The 25,459-nt window shown below is 64.6% G+C and carries 23 protein-coding genes; 10 read left to right on the top strand and 13 right to left on the bottom strand.

Annotation, left to right across the window (positions count from 1 at the left end):
• Nucleotides 1-74: 74 nt before the first annotated feature.
• Nucleotides 75-950 carry an MBL fold metallo-hydrolase gene (locus KO516_RS13060; RefSeq protein WP_216004229.1) on the top strand — a complete coding sequence of 292 codons (876 nt, stop codon included), beginning with the start codon at nucleotides 75-77 and terminating at the stop codon, nucleotides 948-950.
• On the opposite strand, the gene KO516_RS13055 is transcribed toward KO516_RS13060, so the two are convergent.
• The gene (locus tag KO516_RS13055; RefSeq protein WP_216004228.1) at nucleotides 916-1,455 is read right to left on the bottom strand and encodes a hypothetical protein; all 540 of its coding nucleotides are present in this window, start codon (nucleotides 1,453-1,455) and stop codon (nucleotides 916-918) included. The two genes, KO516_RS13060 and KO516_RS13055, sit on opposite strands and share 35 nt — an antisense overlap.
• On the opposite strand from KO516_RS13055, the gene pheT reads away from it, so the two are divergent.
• Nucleotides 1,445-3,841, top strand: a complete 2,397-nt coding sequence (gene pheT / locus KO516_RS13050) for a phenylalanine--tRNA ligase subunit beta (protein WP_216004227.1) — start codon at nucleotides 1,445-1,447, stop codon at nucleotides 3,839-3,841. The genes KO516_RS13055 and pheT overlap by 11 nt on opposite strands.
• Nucleotides 3,842-3,940: 99 nt before the next feature.
• Here pheT and KO516_RS13045 read toward each other — a convergent pair whose 3' ends face one another.
• Together KO516_RS13045 and KO516_RS13040 are read right to left on the bottom strand one after the other, a co-directional pair.
• A complete protein-coding gene (locus tag KO516_RS13045) occupies nucleotides 3,941-4,276 on the bottom strand; it encodes a carboxymuconolactone decarboxylase family protein (RefSeq protein ID WP_216004226.1) in 336 nt (111 codons plus the stop codon).
• 77 nt (nucleotides 4,277-4,353) lie between these two features.
• Nucleotides 4,354-5,025 carry a GntR family transcriptional regulator gene (locus KO516_RS13040; RefSeq protein ID WP_216004225.1) on the bottom strand — a complete coding sequence of 224 codons (672 nt, stop codon included), beginning with the start codon at nucleotides 5,023-5,025 and terminating at the stop codon, nucleotides 4,354-4,356.
• Between the two features lie 66 nt (nucleotides 5,026-5,091).
• Between KO516_RS13040 and KO516_RS13035 the strand changes: the two genes are divergently transcribed.
• Together KO516_RS13035 and KO516_RS13030 are read left to right on the top strand one after the other, a co-directional pair.
• Nucleotides 5,092-6,786, top strand: coding sequence for a thiamine pyrophosphate-binding protein (locus KO516_RS13035; RefSeq protein ID WP_216004224.1), 1,695 nt, complete (start codon nucleotides 5,092-5,094; stop codon nucleotides 6,784-6,786).
• 4 nt (nucleotides 6,787-6,790) lie between these two features.
• Nucleotides 6,791-7,915, top strand: a complete 1,125-nt coding sequence (locus KO516_RS13030) for an enolase C-terminal domain-like protein (protein WP_216004223.1) — start codon at nucleotides 6,791-6,793, stop codon at nucleotides 7,913-7,915.
• Nucleotides 7,916-7,918: 3 nt separating this feature from the next.
• On the opposite strand, the gene KO516_RS13025 is transcribed toward KO516_RS13030, so the two are convergent.
• The 3 genes from KO516_RS13025 to KO516_RS13015 all read right to left on the bottom strand — a co-directional run bounded on the left by KO516_RS13025 (nucleotide 7,919) and on the right by KO516_RS13015 (nucleotide 10,847).
• A complete protein-coding gene (locus KO516_RS13025) occupies nucleotides 7,919-8,263 on the bottom strand; it encodes a hypothetical protein (RefSeq protein ID WP_216004222.1) in 345 nt (114 codons plus the stop codon).
• A gap of 146 nt (nucleotides 8,264-8,409) precedes the next feature.
• Complete coding sequence (locus KO516_RS13020) at nucleotides 8,410-9,843, bottom strand: D-alanyl-D-alanine carboxypeptidase family protein (protein WP_371742084.1); 1,434 nt, start codon at nucleotides 9,841-9,843, stop codon at nucleotides 8,410-8,412.
• Between the two features lie 296 nt (nucleotides 9,844-10,139).
• The gene (locus KO516_RS13015; protein ID WP_216004220.1) at nucleotides 10,140-10,847 is read right to left on the bottom strand and encodes an HAD family hydrolase; all 708 of its coding nucleotides are present in this window, start codon (nucleotides 10,845-10,847) and stop codon (nucleotides 10,140-10,142) included.
• 123 nt (nucleotides 10,848-10,970) lie between these two features.
• Here KO516_RS13015 and clpS point away from each other — a divergent pair, with 123 nt between their 5' ends.
• The 5 genes from clpS to ade all read left to right on the top strand — a co-directional run bounded on the left by clpS (nucleotide 10,971) and on the right by ade (nucleotide 15,983).
• Nucleotides 10,971-11,333, top strand: coding sequence for an ATP-dependent Clp protease adapter ClpS (gene clpS, locus KO516_RS13010; protein ID WP_216004219.1), 363 nt, complete (start codon nucleotides 10,971-10,973; stop codon nucleotides 11,331-11,333).
• Between the two features lie 22 nt (nucleotides 11,334-11,355).
• On the top strand, nucleotides 11,356-12,333 hold the full coding sequence (locus KO516_RS13005) for a class I SAM-dependent methyltransferase (RefSeq protein WP_216004218.1): 978 nt from the start codon (nucleotides 11,356-11,358) through the stop codon (nucleotides 12,331-12,333).
• A gap of 44 nt (nucleotides 12,334-12,377) precedes the next feature.
• On the top strand, nucleotides 12,378-13,172 hold the full coding sequence (locus KO516_RS13000) for an SDR family NAD(P)-dependent oxidoreductase (RefSeq protein ID WP_216004217.1): 795 nt from the start codon (nucleotides 12,378-12,380) through the stop codon (nucleotides 13,170-13,172).
• 51 nt (nucleotides 13,173-13,223) lie between these two features.
• Nucleotides 13,224-14,114: an oxygen-dependent coproporphyrinogen oxidase gene (gene hemF / locus KO516_RS12995; protein ID WP_216004216.1), complete on the top strand. Its 891-nt coding sequence runs from the start codon at nucleotides 13,224-13,226 to the stop codon at nucleotides 14,112-14,114.
• A gap of 171 nt (nucleotides 14,115-14,285) precedes the next feature.
• Nucleotides 14,286-15,983 (top strand): adenine deaminase, encoded by a 1,698-nt coding sequence (gene ade, locus KO516_RS12990; RefSeq protein ID WP_216004215.1) that lies wholly within the window; start codon nucleotides 14,286-14,288, stop codon nucleotides 15,981-15,983.
• On the opposite strand, the gene KO516_RS12985 is transcribed toward ade, so the two are convergent.
• Complete coding sequence (locus KO516_RS12985; protein ID WP_216004214.1) at nucleotides 15,984-16,382, bottom strand: hypothetical protein; 399 nt, start codon at nucleotides 16,380-16,382, stop codon at nucleotides 15,984-15,986.
• 39 nt (nucleotides 16,383-16,421) lie between these two features.
• Nucleotides 16,422-17,603: a lytic murein transglycosylase gene (locus KO516_RS12980; RefSeq protein WP_216004213.1), complete on the bottom strand. Its 1,182-nt coding sequence runs from the start codon at nucleotides 17,601-17,603 to the stop codon at nucleotides 16,422-16,424.
• A 178-nt stretch (nucleotides 17,604-17,781) separates the two neighbouring features.
• Between KO516_RS12980 and KO516_RS12975 the strand changes: the two genes are divergently transcribed.
• Nucleotides 17,782-18,147 (top strand): response regulator, encoded by a 366-nt coding sequence (locus tag KO516_RS12975; protein WP_216004212.1) that lies wholly within the window; start codon nucleotides 17,782-17,784, stop codon nucleotides 18,145-18,147.
• 1 nt (nucleotide 18,148) lies between these two features.
• Here KO516_RS12975 and KO516_RS12970 read toward each other — a convergent pair whose 3' ends face one another.
• The 5 genes from KO516_RS12970 to betB all read right to left on the bottom strand — a co-directional run bounded on the left by KO516_RS12970 (nucleotide 18,149) and on the right by betB (nucleotide 25,456).
• Nucleotides 18,149-19,126, bottom strand: a complete 978-nt coding sequence (locus tag KO516_RS12970) for a glutathione S-transferase family protein (protein WP_216004211.1) — start codon at nucleotides 19,124-19,126, stop codon at nucleotides 18,149-18,151.
• Between the two features lie 97 nt (nucleotides 19,127-19,223).
• A complete protein-coding gene (locus KO516_RS12965; protein WP_216004210.1) occupies nucleotides 19,224-19,853 on the bottom strand; it encodes a response regulator transcription factor in 630 nt (209 codons plus the stop codon).
• A gap of 83 nt (nucleotides 19,854-19,936) precedes the next feature.
• Nucleotides 19,937-22,276 (bottom strand): cache domain-containing protein, encoded by a 2,340-nt coding sequence (locus KO516_RS12960; protein WP_216004209.1) that lies wholly within the window; start codon nucleotides 22,274-22,276, stop codon nucleotides 19,937-19,939.
• 64 nt (nucleotides 22,277-22,340) lie between these two features.
• The gene (betA, locus tag KO516_RS12955; RefSeq protein WP_216004208.1) at nucleotides 22,341-23,999 is read right to left on the bottom strand and encodes a choline dehydrogenase; all 1,659 of its coding nucleotides are present in this window, start codon (nucleotides 23,997-23,999) and stop codon (nucleotides 22,341-22,343) included.
• Nucleotides 23,999-25,456 (bottom strand): betaine-aldehyde dehydrogenase, encoded by a 1,458-nt coding sequence (gene betB, locus KO516_RS12950; protein WP_216004207.1) that lies wholly within the window; start codon nucleotides 25,454-25,456, stop codon nucleotides 23,999-24,001. Before betB ends, betA begins: the two co-directional genes overlap by 1 nt.
• Nucleotides 25,457-25,459 lie beyond the last annotated feature (3 nt).

Genomic DNA, 25,459 nt, shown 5'->3' with positions numbered 1-25,459 from the left:
AGATGCGATTTCAGGAACATGTTCCGCTCAAGGGCGTTGTTTCACACGCTCACCGCGGACAGAAGAGGATCGACATGACCCAAAGCCCCATCGTGAAAAGCTTCTGGGACGAGACCACCGGCAGCTGGCAATATGTCTTTCACGATCCAGCCACGATGAAAGGCGCGATCGTCGATCCGGTGCTGGATTTCGACCCGCAGGCCGCCGCCATTCTGACCGGAAATGCGCAACGCATCCTGTCCTATATCGCGGACACCGGCATCGAGATCGTCTGGATTCTCGACACCCACCCCCATGCCGACCATCTGACGGCAGCGCATTGGCTGAAGGACAAGCTGGGCGCACCGCAGGCCATCGGCGAGATGGTGACCGGGGTGCAGAGGCTCTGGAAAGGCATCTACAATTTCGGCGAGGATTTTCCCACCGACGGTGCGGCATGGGACCGGCTCTGGGCCGACGGCGAGTGTTTCATGGTCGGCGAAATCCCCGTCACCGTGATGTTTTCGCCCGGCCATACGCTGGCCTCTGTCAGCTATGTCGCTGGCGATGCGGCCTTTGTGCATGATACCTTCATGATGCCCGACAGCGGCACCTCGCGGGCCGATTTCCCCGGCGGATCGTCGGCGGAGCTATACGCGACGCTGATGCGCATCCTGTCGCTGCCCGATGACACCCGGCTGTACGTCGGCCATGATTATGCGCCGGATGGCCGAGCTGCCGCCTGCTGGGCCACGGTGGCCGAGCACAAGGCGTCGAACATTCATCTTAAGGACGCGCCCTCGGAGGATGAATATTGCAAGATCCGCGACGAACGTGACGCCACCCTGCCCTTACCCAAGCTAATGCTGGCAGCGCTGCAGATCAATACCCGTGGCGGGCGGATGCCACCCGCCGAGGACAACGGGCGCAGCTATCTCAAGATTCCGCTGGGGTATTTCGAACCTCGGTGAACCGTCCGGCGGTTGCGCGAGTTGCCTGGGCAGGATGCCTCCGGCGGGAGTTTTTCTGGCAAGATGAAGCCAGGGGCATCGCGTCGGTCCCCTGTGATCGCCCGACGATTGCCAGCAAGCCAGCGAGGTGAGCGGCATCTATCAGAGCGGCGTTGGCGTCGCGCGCCACCCAAGGCACAAAACGGGACAGGCAGATCCGGATCAGCAGCGGCGGGTTGCGGATCCGTTCAGGATACACCGTCGCCAATGCCTGTCCTTGTGCCGCGCAGGGCCAGCGCCCGGTTGCTGTGTTGGCGCGCTTGCGGCTCTGCATCAGCAGAGCGCCAAGGCCGGTCTGGCAGCTCATGTCCGGCGTATCGCCCCCGGATGGCGCGCCCATAGCACAGACGGAAATCGCGCAATGGCAAAGCTGCATGGCGCCGCGCCCCTTTCCCCTTGCCCTTCGATGCGGTAAGGCCCTGCCGATACCGATCACAACTCCCGGCGGCACCGCGATGAAATTCACGCTTTCCTGGCTGAAAGAGCACCTCGACACCACGGCCTCGGTCGATGAGATCACCGAGGCCCTGACCGACCTTGGCCTTGAGGTCGAAGGGGTGGAAAACCCCGCCGAGACGCTGTCCGCCTTCAAGATCGGCAAGGTGATCGCCGCCGAGAAACACCCCGACGCCGACAAGCTGAACCTGTGTAAGGTGCTGACGGACACCGGAGAAACCCAGATCATCTGCGGTGCGCCCAACGCGCGGGCGGGGATCACCGTGGTTGTGGCCAGCCCCGGCACTTATGTGCCCGGCATCGACACCACCATCCAGATCGGCAAGATCCGCGGCATCGAAAGCCACGGCATGATGTGTTCCGAACGCGAGATGGAGCTGTCCGAAGAACACGACGGCATCATCGAATTGCCCTCGGGCGAGGTCGGCCAGAGCTTTGCCGACTGGCTGGCGCAGAATGACCCGGCCAAGGTCGACCCGGTGATCGAGATCGCCATCACCCCCAACCGCCCTGATGCGCTTGGGGTGCATGGCATCGCCCGCGATCTTGCGGCGCGTGGTCTTGGCACGCTGAAAGCCATCCCCGAGGTCACGGTGCCCGGTGCCTTCCCCTGCCCTGTTTCGGTGACCATCGAGGACAGCGCGCAGGAGGGTTGCCCGGTGTTCTACGGTCGCCTGATCAAGGGCGTGAAGAACGGCCCCTCGCCCGAGTGGCTGCAACAGCGGCTCAAGGCCATCGGACTGCGCCCGATCAGCTTCCTTGTCGATGTGACCAACTTCTTCACCTTTGATCGCAACCGCCCCTTGCATGTGTTTGACGCCGGAAAGCTGAGTGGCGGTCTGCGCATCCACGCAGCCACGGGCGGCGAGACGCTCGCGGCGCTGGATGAGCGCAGCTATACGCTGGCCAGCGGCATGATCGCGATTTCCGACGACAATGGCGTGCAAAGCCTTGGCGGCGTGATGGGGGGCGAGCCGACCGGCGTCTCTGACGAGACCACCGAGGTGTTCCTCGAGGCGGCGTATTTCGACACCATCCGCACCGCCTACACGGGCCGCGCTCTGAAGATCAATTCCGACGCCCGCTACCGGTTCGAGCGCGGCATCGACCCGGCGTCGGCAAGCGCTGGCATCGAGGCGGCCACGCAGATGATCCTCGACATTGCCGGGGGCGAGGCCTCGGACGTGGTCAAGGCTGGCGCCGAGCCCGATGTGGCCCGCGCCTACAAGCTCGATACCGATCGCGTTGTCTCGCTCGTCGGGATGGAGATCGCGGCCGAGACCCAGCGCGCCACGCTGACAGCGCTTGGCTTTACCCTGAGCGGCGACATGGCCTCGGTGCCAAGCTGGCGCCCCGACGTCATGGGCGAAGCGGATCTGGTCGAGGAGGTCGCCCGCATCGCCTCGCTGACCAAACTGCAGGGCCAGCCGCTGCGCCGCCCGCTGCCGGGCGTGCCCGCACCGATCCTGTCGCCGATGCAAAAGCGCGAACAGATCGCGCGGCGCACCACGGCAGAGCTGGGCTACAACGAATGCGTCACCTACAGCTTTGTCGACAAGGCCTCGGCGGCGCTGTTCGGCGGCGACGATGACACCATGAAGCTGGCCAACCCGATCTCGGCCGACCTGTCGCATATGCGCCCGCAGCTGCTGCCCGGCTTGCTGCAGGCGGCGGCCCGCAATCAGGCGCGCGGTTTCAACGATCTGGCATTGTTCGAATGCGGCGCGGCCTTCCATGGCGCCGAGCCGGGCGAACAGCATCTTCAGGTCTGTGGCCTGCTGGTTGGGCGCACCGGGCCAAAGGATGTGCACGGGGCCTCGCGCCCGGTCGACGTCTACGATGCCAAGGCCGATGCCGAGGCGGTTCTGGCCGCCATCGGTGCCCCCGCCAAGATGCAGATCCTGCGCGGGGCCGAAAGCTGGTGGCATCCGGGCCGTCATGGCAAGCTGTGCCTCGGGCCGAAAAAGGTGCTTGGCGTGTTTGGCGAGATCCACCCCAAGGTGCTCTCCGAGATGGGCGTCAAGGGCCCGGCGGTCGGCTTCGTGCTCTACCCGCAGGACATCCCCCTGCCACGCGCCACGGGGGCCGCGCGCCCGGCGCTGGTGTCGAACGATCTGCAGGCGGTCGAGCGCGACTTTGCCTTTGTCGTCGGCGCAGACGTGGCCGCGCTGGATCTGGTCAACGCGGCGACTGGCGCCGACAAGGCACTGATTTCCGAGGTTCGGGTGTTCGACGAATTCATCGGCGGCAGCCTTGGCGAGGGACAGAAGTCGCTGGCGATCACCGTGCGGCTTCAGCCCAGCGGTGCGACGCTCACCGAAAAGGACATCGAGGCGGTCGCTGCCAAGATTGTCGCCAAGGTCCAAAAGGCCACCGGCGGCACGCTGCGCGGCTGATCCTTGTAAAGTCATGGAAAACGGCCCGGCGCTGCCCTGCGCCGGGCCTTTTGTCGTCTCGGGCTGCACCCGTCAATTTAGGATGTCAGGCTGCGCCTTTCAGGCGGACAGTTCGTCATAGGCGGCCAGAGCCTTTGACCCGTACATGACCCCCGGCCCGCCGCCCATTTCCACCGCGACAGCAAGCACCTCGGCCACCTCTTCGCGCGTTGCGCCCATGCGGATCAGCGCTTCGGTGTGAAACAGGATGCAGGGCTCGCAGCGGATGGCCACGGCGATGCCGAGCGCGACGAATTCCTTTTGCTTGTGGCTCAGCGCCCCGTCGCCGCGCAGGCTGGCAGCGATCGCGCCAAAACCCTTGGCGGTCTCGCCAATCGCGGCGTTGAAGCGTTTGACCTGCGGTTTCAGATCGCCAAGGCTGGCTTTGTAACTCATCTTCGGCCTCCATATGCAATTTACCGAAGATGTACGCCGGGGCGCCGCCGGGCCTTGATCAGGATCACACCGCGCCGTCAGTCGGGCACATAAAGCTGAGAATAGGCCAGCCGCACCAGCGCGCGCGTCTCTTCGGCGCGGCGTTCGATATGGCCGCGCAGGGCCGCTTCGGCAGCACCGGCATCGCGGCGCAGAACCGCTTCGGTGATGCGGCGATGCGCGCTCAGATCCTCGCCCGCGCCGCTGCGCAGCTGGCGCAGGTTGACCATGCGGACATAACGGATGCGCTCATTGACGTTGGTCAGCATCCGCAACAGCTCGCCATTGCCCGCAAGCCCGGCCAGCGCAAGATGAAACGCCTCGTCCATGCGCACCAGCTCGGCGACGTCGGTGCAGGCGGCATAGCTGGCTTCCGATGCATCCAGATGCGCGCCAAGTGCCGTCAAAGCCGCATCCTCGGCCTGAAGCCCAAGCCGCAGCGCCTCGACCTCCAACGCGGTGCGCAGCTGGTACAGCTCGGCGACCTGCTGCGGATCAAGCGCGCGGCAAAAGAACCCCTGCCCGGGGCGCAGCGTCAGGAACCCCTCGGCCACCAAGCGGTTCAGCGCCTCGCGCAGCGGCGTGCGCGACACGTCCAGCGCGCGGGTCAGCGCCGATTCATTGATCCGCTCGCCGGGTTTGAAGGCAAACCGGATCGCCATGTCGCGCAGTTGCGCGTGAACCCGGCTGGCACTGCTTTTCTCGGTCATTGACGACTTCCCAACTGCATTAAGAGCTGTATACAGATTGTGATACACATCAGAAAGGGGTCAGAGATGGGCGAGCGCGTGAATGGGATGAACGGCGCCGAAGCGATGGTGCGCCAGCTTGAAGCGCAGGGCGTGACGCATATCTTCGGCCTGTGCGGCGACACCACGCTGCCGTTCTACGACGCCATGCTACAGCTCGATCACGGCATCACCCATGTGCTGACCCGCGATGAGCGCTCGGCCTGCTACATGGCCGATGGCTATAGCCGCGTGACCGGGCGCGTCGGCGTGTGCGAAGGGCCATCGGGCGGCGGCGCGACCTATATCCTGCCGGGGCTGATCGAGGCGAATGAATCCTCTTACGCGGTGCTGTCGATCACCACCGATATTTCCGTGGCGAGCTACGGCAAATACCCCCTGACCCAGGTCGATCAGGAGGCGCTGATGCGCCCTTTGACCAAGTGGAACACGGTGATCTCTCGCGCCGATCACATCCCGCGCATGGTCCGCGCCGCGTTTCGCGCCATGACCACGGGGCGGCCCGGCTCGGCCCATCTAGGCTTGCCCTATGACATCCAGTACGATGCCGTCCCGCCCGAAGACATCTGGGCCGATCCCGCGCTTGCCAGCTACCCCGCGCAGCGCGCCGCCCCCGCGCCCGGCGCGGCCGAGGCGGCGGTTGAGGCGATCCTCAGCGCCAAAGCCCCGCTGGTGGTCTGCGGCGGCGGCGTGGTCATCGCGGGCGCGATGGGGGAGCTCGCCCAGTTTGTCGAAGCTTTGGATCTGGCGGTTGCCACCTCGATCTCGGGGCAAGGCGCGCTGGCCGACACGCACCCGCTCTGCCTTGGGGTTGTGGGATCGAACGGCGGCACCGACGAGACATGGGAAATGATGGAAAGCGCCGATCTGGTGATCTTCATGGGCTGCCGCGCCGGGTCCACCACCACCGCGCGCTGGGAACAGCCCAAGCCCGGCCAGCGCATCGTGCATATCGACAGCGATCCCATGGTAATCGGGGCGAATTACCCGACCGAGGTGGGCGTGGTCGCCGACCTGCAACTGGCGCTGAGCGCGATGAATGCCGCGCTACAGGGCCGCAGCCTGCCGCAGTTTGGCGGCGCGGCGCGGATCGCCGACATCAAGGCGCGCAAATTCGCCCGCTTCGATACGTTGGCACAGCGCAGCGGCGATCAGATCCGCCCCGAAATGGTCATCGACGCGCTCAACACCCTGCTGCCCGAAACGGCGACCGTGGTGTCAGACCCCGGCACCTCCTGCCCGTACTGGAGCGCGTATGGAAAGCTGACCCTGCCGGGGCGGCGGTTCATCACCAACCGGGCGCATGGGGCGCTTGGCTATGCGCTGAGCGCCGCGCTTGGGGCGTGGTTCGGCAGGCCTGATAGCAAGGTTGTCGGCCTGATGGGCGATGGCAGCTTTGCCTTTGCCTGCGGCGAGCTGGAAACCGTGGCGCGCACCGGCGCACCGGTAACATATATCGTGCTGTCCAATGCGTCCTTCGGCTGGATCAAAGCCAGCCAGCGCGACGATTGCGATAAACGCTACTACAACGTCGACTTCAACCGCACCGATCAGGCGATGGTGGCGGCGGGGTTCGGCATCAAGAGCTATTCGGTGAGCGAGCCGGCGCAGCTGGATGCCACGCTGGCCGAGGCGCTGGCCTTTGACGGCCCGACGCTGGTGGATGTGCGCTGCCAGCCGCTGGAAGAGGCCGCCGCCCCTGTGCGGCGCTGGATGGGATGACCCAATGAGCGATCACAAGATCACCAGCCTGCGGGTTCACCGCATTCTGATCCCCGGCAAGGCGGTGCATTCGCATGGCATCGGCGATGTGGCGGGCATTCATACCGTCATTCTGCAGCTGACCACCGACACCGGCCTGACCGGCTGGGGCGAGGCCGCGACATGGCCCGCCTTTACCGGCACCGCCGAGGCCGCCGTCGCCGCGCTGCATGTCTATCTTCGCCCGCATATCATCGGCGCCGACCCGGTACAGGTCGAACCGCTGATGAAAACCGCCGAGTCCGCCATCGTCGGCCACCCCGAGGCCAAGGCGGCGCTGGAAATGGCGCTGCTGGATCTTGCCGGCAAGATCTGTGGCCTGTCGGTGTCGGAACTGGTGGGCGGCCGGATGCGCGAGAGCATGGGGCTTAGCTTTTCCGTCGCCAACCCGGATTTCGGCAAGGATCTGGAAGACGTCGCCGAAATGTGGGCCGACGGCGTGCGGATCTTCAAGATCAAGACCGGGTTTCGCGGCCATGATTTCGACCTGATGCGGCTGGAAAAACTGCGCGAGACCTACGGGTTCGAGGCCGACCTGCGCATCGATTACAATCAGGGTCTGACCGCGTTTGATGCGGTGCGCCATATCCGCGATCTTGAAGCGTTTCACCCGACCTTTGTCGAGCAGCCCGTCAAGATGCACGAACGCGAGGCGCTGGCGCATATCACCCATATCATCGACACGCCGATCATGGCCGACGAGTCGGTGTTCGGCCTGCGCGAGGCGCTGTATGGCGTACAGATCCGCATGGCGGATATCTACTCGCTCAAGGTCTACAAAGCCGGGGGCATCCGCCGCGCGCTCGAGGTCGGGGCTGTTGCCCGCGCGGCGGGGATCGAGGTCTATGGTGGCTGCATGTTCGAAACCGGGCTGGCCCATGCGGCGGGCGCGCATCTGATGGCGGCGCTGCCGGAATTGCGTCTGGACTGCGAATTCTACATGTCGCGCTATTACGCCGTCGAAGACATCCTGACAGATCCGTTCCCCGTGCATGCCGGGCGCGTACATGTGCCCACGGGGCCGGGCCTCGGGGTCAGTGTCGACCCGGCCATGCTCGACAAATACCGGCAGGAACCGGCGCTGGGATAGCTCTCAGCGCTTGCCGACGGCCTCGTCGAGCAGGCGCGCGATCACCAGTGCCGCGCCGCCGATCATCAGCGAGCGGCCGATGGAATCGGTGACGTTGGTCGGCGCAAAGGTGCTCGCCCCGTCGCGCCCCACCTGCGCCGCCCTGCGCCAGCGGCTGCCCTTTGGTGCATCTTTCGACAGCATCGAGGCAGGCACATTGCCGATGCGCGGCTTGGCGACCAGCAGCGCCGCGCCGATGGCCAGCAGCCCGCCAGCATAGGCCAGCGGCGCCAGCCGCTCGCGCCGCGACGGCGCACGATTTCCGGGAAAGCTGGGAAGCGCATTGCGGTTGGGCAGGTGAATCGACATGGGCAATCTCCTTTTGCCCGATCAACCCCCGGCCCGCCCACCGGGTTCCCAAAAAGGAAAAAGCCCCCGGAGAGAGAACCGGGGGCATTCAGGTCTCTGGAGGATACGGCCGGGATGTCTGCTTCTCCCGGTCCGCGGCAATCAGGTCAGGAACTTGGCCCCATCATGAAGCAGGTCACCTGACGCGCCTGAAGACGGCGACAGGCAAGGTCGGCCATTTCGCGCGTCATGCCGACGAAGTTGGCATCATAGCCGCCCCCGCGCCCCACGACCTTGCGCAGCGAGCCGTCCAGCGTAGAGCTTTCCATCAACGAGGTCTTCAGCAGCACCTTCTCGGCCTCGTACTTGTTGCCGTAGCGCCCGACGTTGATGCCCCAGTGATGCCCGCCAGAGGTGGACAGCCGCGTGACCACCTCCTGCTCGGGCGTCGAGGCCGCATCGCTGACAACCGCGCCCGCGCCACCGCCGACGCTGGCAAGCTGCACACCTGTCAGATCCGCAGGGCGGCGGACCGGCTTGGCCGAGGCCTCGGGGGCCACATCGGTCGCGACGATCTGCGCCACCACCGGCTGGGCGGATTGAACCGCAGCCAGCACCGTTTCGATATCGCCTTCAACCGAGGCGACCAGCGGCGCAACATCGGCGCCCTTGGCACCGGCGCGCGATTGCGGACGCAGCGAGCGGGTCGGCGCGGCGGCCACGACGCGGATGGTCTTGCCGCGCGCACCCTCGGGATCGGGGTTGGCGCTTTCGGCGATGAAGACGTTTCCAAGGTTCTTGTTGCCCATGTAGGGCGGCAAGGCCGGCTTGTTCAGCGCCACGCGTTTCTTGGCCTTGCTGAAACCGTAATCCAGAAGCTCGACCACCCGTGCATTGCGCGACGCGGTGGAGCGCCCGCCAAAGACCACGGTGATAATCCGCGTATCGCCGCGCTGCGCCGAGGCCACGAGGTTGAAGCCCGCCGCATTGGTGTAGCCGGTCTTGATGCCATCGGCCCCCTTGTAAGAGGCAAGGAAACGCCGGTTGGTGTTGGACACCTGACGGATGCCCGCGTCTTCCGAGATGCGCGAGAACAGGTTGTAATACTGCGGATAGTCATAGACCATGTGCCGCCCGAGGATCGCCATATCATGCGCCGTCGACAGGTGCCCGGCAAGGGTCAGGCCATGGGCGTTCTTGAAAGTGGTCTTGGACATGCCAAGCGCCCGCGCCGTCCGGGTCATCCGCGCCGCAAAGGCATCTTCCGAACCCGCGATATGTTCGCCGATCGCGGTCGCCGCGTCATTCGCCGACTTGATCGCCGCTGCCCGCACCAGATAGCGCAGCTTGATCTTCTGCCCCTGCCGCAGCCCTAGCTTCGAGGGCGGTTCCGCCGCGGCATTGCGCGACACCGTGACGTAATCGTCCATGGTGATTTCGCCGTGCTGCACCGCCTCGAAGGTGATGTACAGGGTCATCATCTTGGTCAGAGACGCCGGGTGTAACGGCGTATCCGCGTTTTCGCTGTGAAGTGTTTCACCGGTGCGCGCATCCATCACATAGCCCGCATAGGGTGCTGCGAATGCAAGCGCTGGTGCCATCGCCAAGCACCAGATGAGCATGAACAAATGAAGGCCTGCTCGGCCCGGCGAATGCCTGTGCCGTCCCGTCACGGTATCTGCCTCTTTTCTGCCTCGGGTTCCCGGGTTGATCCCGGTGAACAGTCTGTTTTGATTGTCTGTGAGCGTAGCACGGAGATTGCTTTAAAGAAAGCCTGCAATCATTTGATCCGGGTCGGTTTTTACGTCAATTGCATCGCTATATATGGGGAGTTTCGGCGCCCCTTCCCCCAGAAAAGCGATTGTGGCGAGATTAAGGCACGCTGCTCAAATCACCTTTAGCCACCCTCGCGAATCCGTGAAACAAGCCCCGGCAAGCCGCCCAGATCGGGCAGATCGACAAAGCGTGCATGGTCCGGCGCCTCGGCCAGTTCCAGCCCCCACACCAGCTCATGCGGGACATGGACGCCCCATGCGCCGACCTCGATCGCCGGCAGGACGTCGGATTTCATCGAATTGCCGACCATCATCGCCCCCTCCGGCCCGCCGGGGGTATCCGCGAAGATGCGGGCATAGGTGTCCGGGGTCTTGTCCGACACGATCTGCACCGCGTCGAACCAGTTGCCCAGCCCCGATTGCGCCAGCTTGCGCTCCTGATGCAGCAGATCGCCCTTGGTGATCAGCACGAGATGATGCGCGGGGGCAAGCGCCTCGATCGTCTCTTCGACATGGGGCAGCAGCTCGATCGGGTGGGCCAGCATGTCCTGCCCCGCCAGCATGATCTGGGAAATCACCGTGCCGGGCACCCGCCCTTCGGTCACCTCGATGGCGGTCTCGATCATCGACAGCACAAAGCCCTTCACCCCAAAGCCGTAATGCCCGATGTTGCGTCGCTCTGCCGCCAGTAGCCGTGCGTCAAGATCGGTGGTGTCGGCATGATCCTTGAGCAGCTCGGCGAAATGCTCCTGCGTCAGCTTGAAGAAGCGCTCGTTGTGCCAAAGCGTGTCATCCGCGTCGAAACCAATTGTTTGCAAATTTGTGGCCATATGAAGACACTCCTTGTTGCGCTCTTTCCCTCAGGGGCGCATCGCTATATATAAGCGCTTCGACCCCAACACCGCAAAGCGCCAGATGGTCTGGCGCGCCTGATCGCGAGCCGAGTGACCGAGATGCCCCACACCATCACGGAGAGCCCCTTCCGCCTTGCCAACACGCCCTTCGATGACGATGGGGGCAACAGCGATTCCGATATCGTGGTGCAGACCAAGCCGAAGACCAAGCGCCCGCCGCTGTACAAGGTTTTGTTGCTGAATGACGATTACACCCCGATGGAATTCGTGGTGCATGTGCTCGAACGGTTCTTCGGCATGACCCATGCAGAGGCTTTCGAGATCATGCTGACCGTGCACAAGAAGGGCGTCGCCGTTGTCGGCGTTTTCAGCCACGAGATCGCCGAAACCAAAGTGGGCCAAGTGATGGATTTTGCGCGGCGGCACCAGCACCCGCTGCAATGCACCATGGAAAAGGAGTAGGCTGGCACCGTCCAGCCCTTGCATGACAGCCGACAGACTTAGCTTCGCCGCCGAGGCAGGGATGACCCTGCCCGAAGACGGCCGTATCCTGCTTCTGGGCGCGCCCGGAGAGCTTGACGCATCCGCGTTGCCGTTGACCCGCTGCACCGTGGTGCAGCGCTTTGCCCCCGATCACGCCGCATGGGCGCGGCGCGGCGTGGCGGTCGCGCTGGCCCCCGAGGGGGAATTTGCCGCCGCCGTGGTCTATCCCGCCCGCGCCCGCGAGCTGACCGAACAGCGCATTGCCGAAGCCTGCGCCGCCGTGCCCTCCGGCATGATTGTTGTCGACGGGCCAAAGACTGACGGGATCGAACCGCTGCTCAAGGCGATCAAGGCGCGCAGCCCGATCGCCGGGCAGGTGTCGAAGGCGCATGGCAAGTGCTTCTGGTTCAACAGCAGCGACGCCTTTGCCGACTGGGCGCATGGCCCGGTGCAGAACGGCAACGGCATGTGGACCGCGCCCGGCGTGTTTTCCGCTGAGGCGCCCGATCCGGGTTCAGAGCTGCTGCTGTCTGTCCTGCCTGCCAAGCTTGGCGCGCAGGTGGCGGATCTTGGTGCCGGCTGGGGCGGCCTAGCTGCCGGCATCCTGTCGCGCGACAGCGTCACCACGCTGCATCTTGTCGAAGCCGACCACAGCGCGCTGGATTGCGCCCGACGCAATGTCAGCGACCCGCGTGCCCAGTTTCACTGGGCCGATGCGTTGGACTGGAAAGCGCCCGCGCGGCTTGACGCCGTGGTGATGAACCCGCCCTTCCACATTGGCCGCAAACCCGACCCCGCGCTTGGCCGTGCCTTCATCACCGCCGCCCGTCGGATTCTGAAACCCTCGGGCAGCCTGTGGCTGGTGGCCAACCGCCACCTGCCCTACGAGCCTCAGCTCGAGGCAGATTTCAGGCATTCCGAAGAAATCGCGGGCGATGCGCGCTTCAAGATCCTTCATGGCTATCGCCCGAAGGCCTGAGCAGCGTTAACCTTTTCGCTGCACACCCTAGTCAGGACCGCCCCATGAGCTATTCGATCGAAGGCAAGACCGCCATCGTCACCGGTGCCGCAAACGGCATCGGCCTCGCCATCGCCCGGCATTTCGCCAACAAGGGCGCGAACGTGATGTTCGCCGACATGGATGAAAGCCGCCTCGCCAAGGAATGCGGCCAAGAGACCGAGAACATGGTCTATTTTGCCGGCGACCTGCGCGAAAAGCTGACGCTGGCAAACCTGCTCTCTGCCACGCTCGACGCCTTCGACCGCGTCGATATTCTGGTGAACGGCGCGCGCCAGATGCTGCCCAACGACCCGCTCGACCTTGACGATACCTCGGTCGAGACCCTGCTGGGCCAGAATCTGACCCCGGCGCTGCGGCTCAGCCAGATCGTTGCAAAGCGCATGATCAAGCAGGGCGAAGGCAGCGACGACCGCGAGGTCGGGACCATCGTCAACCTGTCCTCGATCGCGGCCTGCCGGACGCAAAAGCAGCTGATGGCCTATTCGATCAGCTGCGCCGCGCTTGACCAGATGACCCGCTCGCTGGCGGTGGAACTGGCACCGCATCGCATCCGGGTCAACGGGCTGGGCGTCGGCTCGGTGATGTCGGCCAGCCTCAAGGACCGGCTGAAGGCGCACCCCGACTATCGCCGCGAGATCGAGGCCCACACGCCGCTGGGCCGCATCGCGGCGCCCGGCGCGCTGGCCGAAGCGGTGCAGTTTCTGGCCTCCGACGGCTCTGGCTTCATGACCGGGCAGATCCTGACCGTGGATGGCGGGCGCACCCTGCTCGATCCGGTGTCTGCCCCCGCGCATTGATTGCCTCGCGCCCGGTGCGGCGCTATCACCGGCCAAAAAGGGAGCCGCGCCATGACCGACGATTTCACCGAGCGAAAGGCCCGTGCCTCGGGCTGGTTTCGCAGGCTGCGTGACGACATCGTCACCGCCTTCGAAGGGCTCGAAGACAGCCACGCCGATGGGCCCTTCGCAGATCTGCCGCCCGGCCGCTTTGACGTGACCCCGACGGTGCGCAGCGCCGATGACGGCTCCGACGCGGGCGGCGGGCTGATGAGCGTGATGCGCGGCGGGCGAGTGTTCGAAAAGGTCGGTGTCAACGTGTCCACGGTCTATGGCACGCTCGGCAGCGCCGCTCAGAAATCCATGGCAGCGCGCGGCGTGCCCGGAATCGAAAGCGATCCGCGGTTCTGGGCCAGCGGCATTTCCCTTGTCGCCCATATGCGCAACCCGCATGTGCCCGCGGTTCACATGAACACGCGCATGTTCTGGACCCCGAACGCATGGTGGTTCGGCGGCGGCTCTGATCTGAACCCCTGCCTTGAGTATGACGCCGACACGGCGCATTTTCACGCGACGCAAAAGGCCCATCTCGATCCGCATGGCGCGGATCTGTATCCGGCGCTGAAGGCTTGGGCGGATGAGTATTTCTACATCCCGCACCGCAAGCGGGCGCGCGGGGTTGGCGGGGTGTTCATGGACGACCGCAACACCGGCGATTGGGAGACCGATTTCGCCCTGACCCAGGACATCGGGCGCGCGTTTCTGCCCGCCTATGTTCCCCTCGTTGAAACCCGCCGCACGCAGGCGTTTACCGAGGCGGACAAGGACGCGCAGCTGGTCCATCGCGGGCTCTATGCCGAATACAACCTCGTCTACGACCGGGGCACCAAATTCGGGCTGGCCACCGGGCACGACCCTGACGCGGTTCTGATGAGCCTGCCGCCACTGGCGAAATGGGCCTGAGTTAGAGCAGCCCCGCCTCATGTGACCGCATCGCCGCCAGCGTGTGGCGCTGCGCGGCTGGCGGCTGGCCTCTCGTCCCGGCGTCGTCAAATCGCTTCAAGCTCGCACCGGCACCCCCTCGCGCCTGCCCCGAGGCTGTGTTTAGATCGCGCAAACGACAGGAGACACATCATGGCGGAGCTGGAAAAACGGATTGCCCAAGGGCGCGGCGACGCCCCCGCGGATATCGTCTTGCGCGGCGGCAAGCTGCTTGACCTTGTCACCGGAGAGTTGCTGGACGGCGATGTTGCGATTTGCGGTGATACTATCGTCGGCACGCTCGACCATTACGACGCCACGCAGGTGATCGACGTCAGCGGCCTGACCCTCGTGCCCGGCTTCATCGACACGCATCTGCACATCGAAAGCAGTCTGGTCACCCCGTTTGAATTCGATCGCTGCGTGACGCCGCGCGGCATCACCACCGCCATTTGCGACCCGCACGAGATCGCCAACGTGATCGGCGCCGCCGGCATCCGCTATTTCCAGCAGGCCAGCCGTCACACGCTGATGGATATCCGCGTGCAGCTGTCCTCCTGCGTGCCCTCGACCCATATGGAAACCGCCGGGGCCGAGCTTCTGGCGGCGGATCTGAAGCCACTGATGGGCCACCCCTCGGGCATCGGGCTGGCGGAATTCATGAATTACCCCGGCGTGATCTTTCGCGATCCTCAGGCGATGGAAAAGCTGGCGCTGTTCGAGGGTGGCCATATCGACGGCCATTGCCCGCTGCTATCGGGGCGTGATCTCAACGCCTATATCGCCGCCGGAATCCGCACCGAACACGAGGCGACCAGCGCCGAAGAGGCGCTTGAAAAGCTGCGTAAGGGGATGCGGGTGCTGATCCGCGAAGGGTCTGTGTCCAAGGACATGCACGCGCTGCAACCGCTGCTGACCGAGCGGACCTCACCCTATATGTGCCTGTGCACCGATGACCGCAATCCGCTGGACATCGGCGAGCACGGGCATCTCGATTACATGATCCGCACGATGATCGCGCTGGGAACGCCGCCGCTGGCCGCCTATCGCGCCGCGACCCTGTCGGCCGCCGAAGCCTTTGGCCTGAAGGATCGCGGCATCATCGCGCCCGGCAAGCGCGCCGATATCGTGGCGGTGGACAGTCTTGAAACCTGCCATGCGCAGCTTGTGCTGGCGGCGGGGCGCGTGGTGGACGAGGCTGCCTTTGCGGGCCGGGAAACCGTGGCCCCGGTTGGGCGCCAATCGGTCAAGGCCCCGCCGCTGCGCGCCGAACAGTTCCGCGCCGGCGGCAACCGCGAAGAGACCGATGTGATCGGCATCCGCGAAGGCCAGATTCTCACCGATCACCTGCATGAGACGATCGCCATCGTCGATGGCGACAAGCGCCCCGATCCGGCGCGCGATCTGGTCCGCATCGCGGTCGCAGAGCGCCATGGCAAGAACGGCAATGTCGCGACCGGTTTCGTCAAGGGCTTCGGCCTGAAGGCGGGGGCCATCGCCTCGACCGTCTGTCACGATCACCACAACATCGCCTGCGTCGGCATCGACTATGCCGACATGGCGGTGGCCGCCAACCGGCTGTCACAGATCGAAGGCGGGTTCGTCGTGGTCAAGGATGGCGCGGTGCTGGCGGAACTGGCGCTGCCGGTGGCCGGGCTGATGAGCCTTGAGCCGTTCGAGGCGGTGCGCGACCGGCTGGTCGACCTGCGTGCCGCCGCCCGCAGCCTTGGTGTGACGCTCGAAGAGCCGTTCCTTCAGCTCGCGTTCCTTGCCCTGCCGGTGATCCCGTCGCTGAAGATCACCGATCGCGGCATGGTCGATGTGCTGAAATTCGAGATCATTCCCGGCTGATCAGTCGCACCGCCGGTATCGGCTCGAAACCGACTCCGCATCGGGATCGGTCTCGATGCGGGTCAGGGTCTGGCCATCGCTTGACAGGCTCAGGGTCATGGCACGCTCACCCGCGCCGGTGACCGTATAGCTGGCAGAGAACCGCTGCGGGGTGGCTTCGTCGATGGTCGCCAGCCTTGCGCGGAACTCGGGAAAGCCCAGCATTTCGGACGACACCAGCATTGCCCCGCTGTTATCCCCCTGCGTCACATCACAATCGGCGCGGGTGATGCCCCAGCGGCCGCGCATCTCGGCGGGGATGACGTTGGCCGCAGGCTCGCCCGCCTTTTGCGCGCCGTGGCAAAAGGTCAGCTGGGCAAGCGACAAAAGCGCCGCTGGAAGAACGAAATCGCGTATCATGCGGGGACAACCGCGAAGCGGCGCGCATGTTCCCCGCCCTCAGAGTCGGTTCAGCAGCTCCTGCGTTGGCCAGCCGTCAGCGGCCAGCCCCAGCCGCGCCTGCACGTCACGCACCGCTGCGCGGGTTCCCGCGCCGAGGATGCCGTCAATCTCCCCGACATCGTAGCCGCGTGCCTGCAAGGCCCGTTGCAGCGCCTGCATCTGCTCGCCAGACAGGCCGGGCGCAGGGGTTCCAGCCTCATACACCGGGGCGCCTTCGAGCCGCGTGGCGAAATAGGCGGCGGTCATGACATAGGTAAAGCTTTGATTCCATTCAAAATAGACGCGGAAGTTCGGGTAGGCGATAAAGCTTGGCCCGCCCTTGCCCTGCGGCAGCAGGATCGACGCTTCGAGCCGCCCGTCATCCAGCGCCCCATCGCGGGCCCGCACCCCGAGCCGTTCCCACTCCGCCACGGTGCGCGTGGTTTCCAGCCCGCTCAGCGCCCAATCCATGCCCTCTGGCAGCTCCACCTCTTCGAGCCATGGCTCGCCATGACGCCAGCCCAGCCCCGCCAGCATCTTTGCCCCCGACATCAACGCATCGGGCGCCGAGGTCTTGAGCCGCACCTGCCCGTCGCCATCGCCATCGACGCCGTTTTCCAGAATGTCGCGCGGCAGCATCTGAACCTGCCCGATTTCTCCGGCCCAGGCCCCGGTTGTGGTGGCCGGATCGAAAGCGCCCTGCTCGTACAGCTCGAGCGCGGCAAAGATCTGCGGGCGGAAAATCTCGGGGCGGCGGCAATCATGGGCCAGCGTGACCAGCGCGTTCAACGTGTTGAAATCGCCCTGAAAGGCGCCGAAATCGGTCTCGAACGCCCAGAATGCCAGAAGCACGCCGCGCGCGATGCCATAGTTGCGCTCGATCTGAGAAAAGACGCCGTCATATTGCTGGGCCAGCCTGCGGCCCCGGTCAAGCCGGTCCTGGCTGATCAACTTGCGCGAAAATTCGATGAAGGGCGTCTGAAAGATGCCCTGCCCGCGGTCGCGTTGCAGCACCGCGGGGTCTTGGCGCACATCTGACAGAAACCGCTGAACCGTGGCGGGATCATGGCCGCGCGCCACGCCATCCTGCGCCAACTGGCCGACAAAGGCCGAAAAATCCCCGCCGCACGGGGCCTGCTGCGCCGGCGCCATGGTCGCGCTCAGCAGCGACAGTCCAATCGAGAAGTGCACAGCCCGCATGTCGCCCTCGTCCAAAAACCTTCGGCCACACTAGCAAGCATCCCCCGAAGCGCAACAAGCGGGAGACCGCCTACGTTCTTGGTTTGGTCCTGCGATCTCGACGGGCGTTAAAGATTTGTTTAGAACTAAGGTCGAAAACTGTTCCAATGCAGTTCGACGGGTGGCGGAGGCGGTGACAGTGCGTATACTGATCGTGGAAAGCAGCAAGGAACTGTCAACACTATGGCGGCTGCACTTGGAACGGCTTGGCGGCGAGGTGCACATTGCCCATTCGCAGGATAGCGCGACCGAGCTTCTGCTGGAACTCAATCCACAGGTGATCGTGCTCGACCTCGTTCTGGAAGAGGGCAGCGCCTTGGCGGTTGCGGATTTCGCCAGCTACCGGCGCCCCGAGGCGCGGGTGATCTTTGTCACCAACACCTCGTTCTTTTCCGATGGCTCGATCTTCCGGCATTGCGCCAATGCCTGCGCCTTCCTGCCGATCGCCACAGCGCCGTCGGACCTTGCAGCCATGGTCGAGCATTACGGCAGGGTGCCGGCCTGACCTAAAGCGCTTCGCGCCCATGCGGGGCCGCAAGATCAAGCTTCGGGCCGACCGGCACGATGCGGTACGGATTGATCATGTCATGGCTGTGGTAATAGTGGCGGCAGATGTGGTCGAACGCCACGGTCTTTGCCACGCCGGGCCATTGATACAGCTCGCGGGTATAGGCCCACAGGTTGGGATAATCGACGATCCGCGCCTTGTTGCACTTGAAATGGCACTCGTAGATCTTGTCGAACCGGATCAGCGTGGTGAACAATCGCCAGTCCGCCTCGGTGATGCGCCCGCCGGCAAGGTAGCGTTGCCGCGACAGGATGTCTTCGAGCCAGTCGAGCGAGTCGAACAGCGGACCGACCGCCGCGTCATAGGCCTTTTGCGTGGTGGCGAACCCGGCCTTGTAGACGCCGTTGTTCACCGTGTCGTAGACACGGGCGTTGATGGTTTCGATATCGCCGCGCAGGTCTTCAGGCCAGTAATCGTCGATGTTTCCGGTCAGCCCGTCAAAGGCCGAATTGAACATGCGGATGATCTCGGCGCTTTCGTTCGACACAATGGTCTCGCTGGCGCGATCCCACAGCACCGGCACCGTGACGCGGCCCGACATTCTGGGATTCACCTTGAGATAGACGTCGCGCAGATGTGTCAGCCCGTGCAGCCGATCCCCGGTCGCGCCGGGAAAATCGCTGCCAAAGCTCCAGCCGTTCGACAGCATCTCGGGGTGCACGACGCTGACGTCGATCAGGTCTTCAAGCCCCTTCAGCGCGCGGAAGATCAGCGTGCGGTGCGCCCATGGGCAGGCATAGCTGACATAAAGATGATAGCGCCCGGCCTCGGCGGGATAGCCCTTGGCGCCGTCCGGGCCAGCGCTGCCATCCGGCGTGATCCAGTCGCGGAACTCCGTGGTCCAGCGCTCGAAGCTGCCGTCCTTGCTGGTGTAATCCCAGCGGTCCTGCCACTGGCCGTCCTTGAGGTAACCCATATCGTGCTCCATATCTTTGCACGAAAGCTAGGCGATTTGCGCCATGGGGCAATTCCGGCGAGGCGCGCAGCACCCCCGCGCAGGTGCACAGCGCCGACTAGCCGGCCGGAGCTTTCAGCTTTGAGACAAGATCGACCAGTTCGACCAGCGAGCGGATTTCAAGTTTTTCCAGAATGCGGGCGCGATGATGGTCGACGGTGCGCGGGCTGATGCCCAGCGCATTGCCGATTTCCTTGCTCGACACTTCGGCCGGATTGGCGACCATACGCTCGACGATCTCTTCCTCGCGCGCGGTAAGTCGCCCGAACCGCGTAGCAAGATCGCGCCGGCGGACAAGCGCCGCCTGCTTGTCCGCAGCGATCTGCTGCGCCGCCTTGATCCGCTCGACCAAGGTCGACTGCCGGAACGGTTTTTCAAGGAAATCCACCGCGCCTGCGCGCATCGCCTGCACGGATTCCGGCACGCCGCCGTGGCCGGTGATGAAGATCACCGCAAGCGGGCTACCATTGGCGTTCAGCCGCGCCTGAAGCTCGAGCCCGTTCATCCCCGGCATGCCGTAATCGAGCACGAGGCAGGCAGCCGTTTCGCCATCGTAAGCGTCGAGAAACGCCTGTGCCGAGGCGTAGGCACTGACCTCGAAACCACGCTGCCCAAGCGCCCGGGTCAGTGACGTGCGAATGTCTTGGTCATCATCCACGATGAAGACCGCTGGCGTCCCGTCTGTCATAAGATCAAATATCGCGTTGTGTCCCCACGGCTTGAGCCTACACAGCAAGCAGGGGCCATGTCACTCAAAAAACTGTGTTTTTGTCAGGCCGCCTGAGTGGCCTCCATCCCACCGACCTGCAATGTAAAACAGAACATCGCGCCATGGGGCTCTCGCGGCTGGTGCCACAGCCGCCCGCCGTTGGCGAGGCAGATCGACCGGCAGATCGACAGGCCAAGCCCCATGCCCGCCGCCTTGGTCGTCTCGAACTCGGCGAACAGCGTAATGCCCTCGGCCACACCCGGCCCGGTGTCGGACACACAGACGTGGACCTCGTTGCCGTCAACCTTCGCCTCGACAATCACCCGCCGGTCAAGGTCGTCGCCTTCGGCCACCGCCTCGATCGCGTTGCGCATCAGGTTCACCAGAACCTGCGCAATCTGAAGACGGTTGGCATGCACCGCCGGCAGCGCCCCGAGATCGGCGATCACCGACACGCCCGCCGCCCGCGATTCAGCGCTGAGCAGCCGCTGGGTCTGGCTCACCAGTTCGGACAGGTCGAAATCGCTGCGACAGCCTTCGTCGCGGCGAATGAAGGCACGCAGCGCCCGGATGATCTCGCCGGCGCGCAGGGCCTGTTCCGCGATCTCGTCCAGCGTCTCGTGCAGCCCGTGCCCGGCCCCGCCCATCTGCTGCGCCGCAAACAGCGCGCTGTCGGCGTTCTGCGCAATGGCGGTCAGCGGCTGGTTCAGCTCATGCGCCAGCCCCGCCGCCACCTGCCCCATGGTGTTGTCCCGCGCGAGGTTCGACAGATCCTTGGACAGCTCGGCAAGTTGCTCTTCGGTCTGCTTGGCCGAGGTGATGTCATCCATCGTTAGAACGATGTGCAGGGGTTTGCCTTCCTGATTGAAGATCAGAATGGCGTTGACCAGCGCCCAGAAAGCCTCGCCGTCGCGGCGCAGGCACCGCATCTCATGATTGACCTCACGCGGAGTACCACGCTGGTCATTGTCGAACAGCAGCACCGGCGGATCCTTGGGGTGGCCCAGAAGCGTGAAGGGCATCTGCGACAGTTCCGTGGCGGAATAGCCGGTGATTTCAGAGAACTTTTCGTTGACCCGCAAGAAGCGCCCGGTCTGCGCGTCGATCTGCGCCATCCCCCGCGACGATAGCGCGAAGGTGCTGCCGTATTCCATTTCGGTCTCGCGGCGGGCGGCGATCTGCTGCATCAGCGTCTCGTTGGCCTTCTCGAGCTCTTCGTAGGTGGCGGGCAGCGGATCGGACGGGTCAAGCTCGCCCTGCGCCACCAGCGCCGAGCGCACGGCAAAGGCGCGCACCGGCTTGTGGATGTAATTCGCCAGCGCCAGCCCGGCGATGGCGGTCAGCACCGCCACCGCCCCCGCGATCCAGATGTTCGTCAGGCGGTTCTGCTTGATGGCGGCGGTGAAATCGCTTTCCGGCGCGTAGGCGGCGATGGTCCAGGGCAGCTTGTCGCTCATCGGCGGCATCACCACCGAGACATAGGTTTCGCCGTTATAATTGAACTGCGACAGCGTCTCTTGCTCGACCGGGACCTGCCCGTCAGCCTCCAGCTGGGCAAAGGCGGCCCGCGCGATGGGATCGTCGATATGGGCAATGTCGACAAAATGCAGCGTGCCGTCAGCGGTCTGCTCCTTGAGCAGCGATTTATCGGGGTGCGCGATGACGTCGCCATTGGCGTGGATGATCAGCGCCCGCCCGGTGCTGCCGATGCGCAGATTGGCGAGAAAATCGGAAATGTCGCTGATCTCGATATCGACGCCGACGATGCCGCGCACCCCCTCCAGCCCGGTTTCCTGCCGGTCGATCACCGGCGAGGCCAGCGTGATCCCCGGTTGCTGTGACGAGAAAAAGATATAGGGATCGGTCCAGATCGTGGTCATCTGGTCCTTGGCGCGAATGTACCAAGGGCGCTGGCGCGGCTCGTAGACATCATCGGGGTCCATCCACCGTGCGATCACATTGAATTTGTCGTCGCGCCAGATCAGCTCGGTGGTGCGCACGCCGCCTTGGTGGCGGATGATCTTGGTACGGAACGGCCCCGAGCCTTTCGAGCGCATGACATAGACAAAATCGCCCTCTTCGCTGCCGTAATAAACCCCGGCGAATTGCGGGGCGAGTTGCAGCTGCTGAAAGAACAGTTGCTCCATCAGCTCGGGCACGTCCGAGGCGATGACCCGGTCGCGCGCCAGCCGCGCCGACAGTTCTGCCGCGCTCTGCGCCGGGGCCACAAAGCCGCGCGAATGGGCGATGGTGTTGGTGCCGACATCGCTCAGCAGCTCGCGCGCGTGATCCAGCAGCGCCCGTTCCGAGGTGACGTAGGATGAGAACACCACCGCCAGCACCGCGATGAATTGCAAGCCCGCAAGTCCGATGACCAACAAAGCCCCGAGTGATGTGCGCATGACCGCCCCCGTCTGTCCGAGGGCGGTTATAGCTGCATCCTTCACGGGAAATCAGCCCCGAAGTTCATCTTTGCGCTGTTTCCCAGTTCGGGTGGATCCACGGGGCACGGTTGTCGGGCGCCAGCGGCGCGCGGCCAAGGATGTGATCCGCCGCCTTTTCCCCCGTCATGATCGACGGCGCGTTGAGATTGCCGTTGGTGATGCGCGGAAAGATCGAACTGTCGGCAAGGCGCAGCCCGTCGACACCGATCACCCGGCATTCGGGATCGACCACCGCCGTCGGATCATCCTTGCGGCCCATTCGGGCGGTGCCGCAGGGGTGGTAGGCCGATTCCACGTGGTCCTTGATGAAGGCGTTAAGCTCGTCATCGGATTGCGCATCGATGCCCGGCTGGATCTCTTTGCGGTAATAGGGCGCGAACGCCTGCTGCCCGAAGATCTCGCGCGTGAGGCGGATGCAGCGCCGGAAATCCGCCCAGTCCTGTTCGTGGCTCATGTAGTTGAACTGAATCTTCGGGGCGTCGACCGGATCGCTGCTGCGCAATGTGACTTCGCCGCGCGACGGGCTGCGCATTGGCCCGGTATGGGCCTGAAAGCCATGGCCTTCGGCTGACGCCTGACCGTCATAGCGCACCGCGATGGGCAGGAAATGGTACTGGATGTCGGGGTAATCCACCCCCGCCCGGCTGCGGATGAACGCGGCGCTTTCGAACTGGTTCGACGCGCCGGGGCCAGATCGATTGAGCAGCCAACGCGCCCCAACATAGGCTTTGCCCGGCAGGTTCCAGTATTTGTACAGGCTCACCGGCTGGCTCGCCGCCGCCTGGATGTACAGTTCCAGATGGTCCTGAAGGTTCTTGCCCACCCCCGCGCGGTCAGCCACCACGTCGATGCCATGCTGCGCAAGTTCAGCCCCCGGCCCGATGCCCGAGAGCAGCAGCAGCTTGGGCGAGTTGAGCGACGAGGCGGCAAGGATCACCTCGGCCTCTGCCCGGATCACCTCGATCTTGCCGCCGCGCTCGACCTCGACGCCGACAGCCCGGCCATCTTCGATGATGACGCGGCGGGCAAAGGCACGGATCAGATCGCAGTTTTCGCGTTTCAGCGCCGGGCGCAGATAGGCCTTGGCCGCCGAAAAGCGCTCGCCCTTCCAGACGGTCATGTCGAAGGGGCCAAAGCCCTCTTGCTGCTGGCCATTGTAATCGCCGGTGACGGGATAGCCCGCTTGACGGCCCGCTTCGACAAAGGCTTGCGTCAGCGGGTTAAGACGCGGGCCGCGCGTGACATGCAGCGGGCCATCGGTGCCGCGCCATGCCGCGTCGCCGCCATGGCCGCCGTCATGCCAGTTTTCCATGCGCTGGTAATAGGGCAGCACATCGGCATAGCCCCAGCCATCGGCGCCCTGATCGCGCCAATGGTCGAAATCGCGCGCATGGCCGCGCACATAGATCATGCCGTTGATCGAGGACGAACCGCCAATCACCTTGCCGCGCGGCGTCACAAGGCGGCGCCCGCCCAGATGCGGTTCTGGCTCGGTCTGGTAGCCCCAGTCGTAGCGCTTCATGTTCATCGGGTAGCTGAGCGCCCCCGGCATTTGAATGAACGGCCCCGCGTCAGAGCCGCCATGTTCGATGACCAGCACCTTCTTGCCCGCCTCGGCAAGACGGTAGGCCATGGCGCAGCCCGCAGAGCCAGCGCCGACGATGACATACTCTGCTTGCATCAGAACGCTGCCTCGACATCGCCCATACGGACATAGACGGATTTGAGCTGGCTCCAGTGATCCAGCGCCGCCTTGCTGTTTTCGCGCCCGACGCCCGACGCCTTGACGCCGCCGAACGGGGCCTCGACCGGCGCATCGTTGTAGGAGTTGATGAAACAGCTGCCAGCGCGCAGCTGGCCGATCACGCGGTGGGCGCGCGACAGATCGCGCGTGAACACCCCGGCGGACAGGCCGAATTCGGTGGCATTGGCGCGGGCGATGGCCTCGGCCTCGGTGTCGAAATCCAGCACCGCCATGACCGGGCCAAAGATTTCTTCGCGGGCAATGGTCATGTCGTCGGTGACATCGGCAAACACCGTCGGTTCAAGGAAGAACCCGTCACGCTCGACGCGCCCGCCGCCGCTGATCAGCCGCGCGCCCTCGGCGCGGCCCTTGTTGATGTAGCCCTGCACGATCTGCATCTGCCGTTCGCTGACCATCGGGCCAAAGCTGGTCGCCTCGTCCAGCGGATCGCCGATCACGGCGTTTTTCAGACGTTCTGCCAACCGGGCAAGGAACGCCTCCTTGATGCCCTTTTGCACAAACACCCGCGTGCCGTTGGAACAGACCTGCCCCGAGGAATAGAAGTTGCCGTTGATCGCCCCGCTCACGGCGTTGTCCAGATCGGCATCGTCAAAGATCACCAGTGGCGACTTGCCGCCCAGTTCCATGGTGACATGCTTCATCTGCTCTGCCGCCGCAGCGTAAACCTTGCGCCCGGTCGGCACCGATCCGGTGAGCGATACCTTGGCGACGCGCGGGTCGGTGACCAGCGCAGAGCCAACCTCGCCCATGCCCTGCACCACGTTGAACAGGCCGGCAGGCGCGCCCGCCTCGGTCAGGATCTCGGCGATCTTGAGCGCGCAAAGCGGCGTGGTTTCCGAGGGTTTGAACACCATGGCATTGCCGCAGGCCAGCGCGGGCGCGCCCTTCCAGCAGGCGATCTGCGTCGGGTAGTTCCACGCGCCGATGCCGACGCACACGCCCAGCGCCTCGCGGATGGTATAGACCCAATCCTCGCCCAGCGGGATGTGTTCGCCGGTCAACCCCGCCGCGATGCCACCGAAATATTCCAAGGCGTCGGCGCCGCTGGTGGCATCGGCCACCAGTGTTTCCTGCAACGGCTTGCCGGTGTCGCGGGTTTCCAGCACCGACAGGTCATGATTGCGCTCGCGCATGATCTGCGCGGCGCGGGTCAGCACGCGGCCACGTTCGCGCGGGCTGACCTTGGCCCAGAGCTTTTGCGCCGCCTCGGCGGCGGCAAGCGCGGCGTCGATCACCGCCGGGGTGGCGGCGTAGACAGTGGCGATCACCTCGCCGGTGGCGGGGTAGATCACCGGGATCGGGGTGCCGGACGTGTCTTCCAGATAGGCACCGTTGACATAATGGCTGGCGGTCGGTTGCGGGTCGTACATCATATT

Origin of the sequence: Citreicella sp. C3M06, from assembly GCF_018860705.1 — a bacterium.
GTDB lineage: Bacteria > Pseudomonadota > Alphaproteobacteria > Rhodobacterales > Rhodobacteraceae > Salipiger.
This window is presented reverse-complemented; position numbering and strand designations above follow the sequence as displayed.

Coding starts and splice junctions, on each gene's coding strand:
- KO516_RS12980 (WP_216004213.1), bottom strand. CDS start 17,603: ATGCGGGCTGTGCACTTCTCGATTGGACTGTCGCTGCTGAGCGCGACC.
- pheT (WP_216004227.1), top strand. CDS start 1,445: ATGAAATTCACGCTTTCCTGGCTGAAAGAGCACCTCGACACCACGGCC.
- KO516_RS13045 (WP_216004226.1), bottom strand. CDS start 4,276: ATGAGTTACAAAGCCAGCCTTGGCGATCTGAAACCGCAGGTCAAACGC.
- betB (WP_216004207.1), bottom strand. CDS start 25,456: ATGATGTACGACCCGCAACCGACCGCCAGCCATTATGTCAACGGTGCC.
- KO516_RS13040 (WP_216004225.1), bottom strand. CDS start 5,025: ATGACCGAGAAAAGCAGTGCCAGCCGGGTTCACGCGCAACTGCGCGAC.
- clpS (WP_216004219.1), top strand. CDS start 10,971: ATGCCCCACACCATCACGGAGAGCCCCTTCCGCCTTGCCAACACGCCC.
- KO516_RS13000 (WP_216004217.1), top strand. CDS start 12,378: ATGAGCTATTCGATCGAAGGCAAGACCGCCATCGTCACCGGTGCCGCA.
- KO516_RS13060 (WP_216004229.1), top strand. CDS start 75: ATGACCCAAAGCCCCATCGTGAAAAGCTTCTGGGACGAGACCACCGGC.
- KO516_RS12985 (WP_216004214.1), bottom strand. CDS start 16,382: ATGATACGCGATTTCGTTCTTCCAGCGGCGCTTTTGTCGCTTGCCCAG.
- KO516_RS12970 (WP_216004211.1), bottom strand. CDS start 19,126: ATGGGTTACCTCAAGGACGGCCAGTGGCAGGACCGCTGGGATTACACC.
- KO516_RS13005 (WP_216004218.1), top strand. CDS start 11,356: ATGACAGCCGACAGACTTAGCTTCGCCGCCGAGGCAGGGATGACCCTG.
- hemF (WP_216004216.1), top strand. CDS start 13,224: ATGACCGACGATTTCACCGAGCGAAAGGCCCGTGCCTCGGGCTGGTTT.
- KO516_RS13025 (WP_216004222.1), bottom strand. CDS start 8,263: ATGTCGATTCACCTGCCCAACCGCAATGCGCTTCCCAGCTTTCCCGGA.
- betA (WP_216004208.1), bottom strand. CDS start 23,999: ATGCAAGCAGAGTATGTCATCGTCGGCGCTGGCTCTGCGGGCTGCGCC.
- KO516_RS13030 (WP_216004223.1), top strand. CDS start 6,791: ATGAGCGATCACAAGATCACCAGCCTGCGGGTTCACCGCATTCTGATC.
- KO516_RS12960 (WP_216004209.1), bottom strand. CDS start 22,276: ATGCGCACATCACTCGGGGCTTTGTTGGTCATCGGACTTGCGGGCTTG.
- KO516_RS13015 (WP_216004220.1), bottom strand. CDS start 10,847: ATGGCCACAAATTTGCAAACAATTGGTTTCGACGCGGATGACACGCTT.
- KO516_RS12965 (WP_216004210.1), bottom strand. CDS start 19,853: ATGACAGACGGGACGCCAGCGGTCTTCATCGTGGATGATGACCAAGAC.
- ade (WP_216004215.1), top strand. CDS start 14,286: ATGGCGGAGCTGGAAAAACGGATTGCCCAAGGGCGCGGCGACGCCCCC.
- KO516_RS13020 (WP_371742084.1), bottom strand. CDS start 9,843: ATGGCACCAGCGCTTGCATTCGCAGCACCCTATGCGGGCTATGTGATG.
- KO516_RS13035 (WP_216004224.1), top strand. CDS start 5,092: ATGGGCGAGCGCGTGAATGGGATGAACGGCGCCGAAGCGATGGTGCGC.